This is a genomic window from Mesorhizobium sp. M7A.F.Ca.CA.004.04.2.1 (assembly GCF_004022825.1).
In the GTDB taxonomy this organism is placed as follows: domain Bacteria; phylum Pseudomonadota; class Alphaproteobacteria; order Rhizobiales; family Rhizobiaceae; genus Mesorhizobium.
This window is the reverse complement of the sequence record NZ_RZPH01000962.1, coordinates 1-2,277: the sequence shown is the minus strand read 5'-3', so window position 1 is coordinate 2,277 and position 2,277 is coordinate 1. Positions and strand designations below refer to the sequence as shown.

The following is a 2,277-nucleotide window of genomic DNA, read 5'->3' as shown; positions in this document are numbered from 1 at the left end:
GTGCGGCTGCCGTCGCGCAAAATACTTAGTTCGCCGACCCCAGCGCCTTGTCCAACGCCGCCTTCACATCGACCGGCCATGTCGCCACATCAGGCCACGCCTGCGGCTGGCCCTTGTCGCCGCGGCGCGCAAAATAGAGCCTGTGCTGGGCCGGGTCGACCGCCATGAAGCCGTCATTGCCGCCGCAATCATGCGGCACGCAGCCGCTGGCGTAGAAGGTGCCCGAAGCGGTCTTTTCCGTGCCGCCGCCGACCAGCAGGCTGGTTGCCATGTCGGGCATGTCCTTGCCGAGAAGCTTTTTCGCTTCCTTGTAGACGGCCTCGTTGTGGAAGGCGTCGATGATGTTCTGGTACTTTTCCGGATCGATGTCTTTCCAGTCCGTGCCGGGTTCCGGCATGTAGGTCAGATTGCCCGAAATCGTCAGCCCATCGGTCGGCGACCATTGCAAAGCCGGCTTCTCATCCCCCGGCAGCAGATAGGGCACGAAATAGATGGCGTTGTCGGACACCGCCGAGGGCGGTGCGCCGCACTGGTCCTGCTCGACTGTCGTGCTCTGGATGGTGCCGCCTTCCGGTTTCCAGACGATCACCGTCGCCGGCCCGCATTGATTGCCGCCGTCGCCCACATCGAACAGCGCCACCTTGACGCCGCCGACCTCGACTATTTTGTCGAAGAAGACGTCATAATTGCTGGCCAGCTGCTGGCCGTCATAGGCAAGCACCTTCTCGCCATACTGTTCCTTCTGGGTGATGGTCAGCGTGCCGCCTTCGAAAGGGACGGGCGCCTGCTTGTCGTCATCGGCAGCGTCGGCGGCGTTCGTCCCCTGATCGGCGGACGGCTGGTCCGTCGCCGGGGCCGGCTGGGTGGCGGGTGCCTGTGTCTGCGCGAACGCGCTCACGGTTTGCCCTAGCAACAAGGCCAGCCCGCAAACGCCGGCAAGAAGCAAACGTGTCATGACTGTCCCTCCGTTCGCCGCCACGAACCCGGCCTGTGGCGGCCGGGTCAGATCCTGCGACTCAGGCCCAGGGGCGCTGTTCGGCGTTCCGCTTCTCGAACGACGCGATGGCGCCGGCCTTCTCCATGGTCAGGCCGATGTCGTCGAGACCGTTGAGCAGGCAGTGCCGCTTGAAGTCGTCGAGGTCGAAGGTGACGACACCGCCGTCGGGACCGCGGATTTCCTTGGCTTCGAGGTCGACCGACACTGTGGCATTGGAACCGCGCGAGGCGTCATCCATCAGCTTCTCGAGATCCTCGGGGCTGACGGTGATCGGCAAAATGCCGTTCTTGAAGCAGTTGTTGTAGAAAATGTCGGCGAACGAGGTCGAGATGACGCAGCGAATGCCGAAGTCGAGCAGCGCCCATGGTGCGTGCTCGCGGCTGGAACCGCAGCCGAAATTGTCGCCGGCAACCAGGATCTGCGCCTTGCGGTAGGCCGGCTTGTTGAGCACGAAATCCGGATTTTCCGAGCCGTCATCCTTGTAGCGCATTTCGGCGAACAGGCCGGTGCCGAGCCCGGTGCGCTTGATCGTCTTGAGGTAATCCTTCGGGATGATCATGTCGGTGTCGACATTGACGATCGGCATCGGAGCGGCGACGCCGGTGAGCTTGGTGAACTTTTCCATGGCTTTTGCCCGTGTTTTCGTTGCGGGGGGATTGCTGAGGCACGGTTTACACAAAGCCGGCAGCAAATAAAAGGCAACTGTTCGTGCACAGTGGCACAAGCCAGCCCGATGGTGCAGTCTGGCGGCCATGGCAGAAAACGCACACGTCCTCTATGCGCGTGAACCCGCGCTCGACATCGCCGAATTCCGGCGTGTGCTGGTCGAATCCGGCCTCGGCGAGACACGGCCGGTCGATGATGAAGCACGCCTGCGGGCGATGCTGTCGGGCGCCAATCTGGTGCTGACCGCGCGTCTCGACGTCGAAGGCAAGCCGCTGGTCGGCGTGATCAGAGGCATCACCGACTTCTCCTGGGTCTGCTACATCTCCGAACTCGCCGTTTCCCGATCGGCACAGGGGCTCGGCATCGGCAAGGGCCTGATGGACGAGGCGCGCCGGCAGCTTGGACCGTCGGTCGCCATCAGCCTGATCTCCATGCCCGACGCCGTCGGCTTCTACGAACGTATCGGCATGAAGCGCATGGCGGATGCATTCTGGTTCGACCGCAAGGGCTGAGATCTCTCTGGTTGGGGAACGAGAGAAGCGCGCCTTGCCTTCTCCCCCTGTGGGAGAAGGTGGATCGGCGCGCAGCGCCGAGACGGATGAGGGGTGTTCCAG

General features: G+C 63.2%; 3 protein-coding genes. 1 reads left to right on the top strand and 2 read right to left on the bottom strand.

What is annotated here, in order from left to right; genetic code table 11:
- Positions 1-25 precede the first annotated feature (25 nt).
- Together EN893_RS29820 and leuD are read right to left on the bottom strand one after the other, a co-directional pair.
- Positions 26-955, bottom strand: coding sequence for a hypothetical protein (locus tag EN893_RS29820; RefSeq protein ID WP_127271323.1), 930 nt, complete (start codon positions 953-955; stop codon positions 26-28).
- A 61-nt stretch (positions 956-1,016) separates the two neighbouring features.
- The gene (gene leuD, locus EN893_RS29815; RefSeq protein WP_023810900.1) at positions 1,017-1,622 is read right to left on the bottom strand and encodes a 3-isopropylmalate dehydratase small subunit; all 606 of its coding nucleotides are present in this window, start codon (positions 1,620-1,622) and stop codon (positions 1,017-1,019) included.
- 127 nt (positions 1,623-1,749) lie between these two features.
- Between leuD and EN893_RS29810 the strand changes: the two genes are divergently transcribed.
- Positions 1,750-2,175 (top strand): GNAT family N-acetyltransferase, encoded by a 426-nt coding sequence (locus EN893_RS29810; RefSeq protein ID WP_127271072.1) that lies wholly within the window; start codon positions 1,750-1,752, stop codon positions 2,173-2,175.
- Positions 2,176-2,277 lie beyond the last annotated feature (102 nt).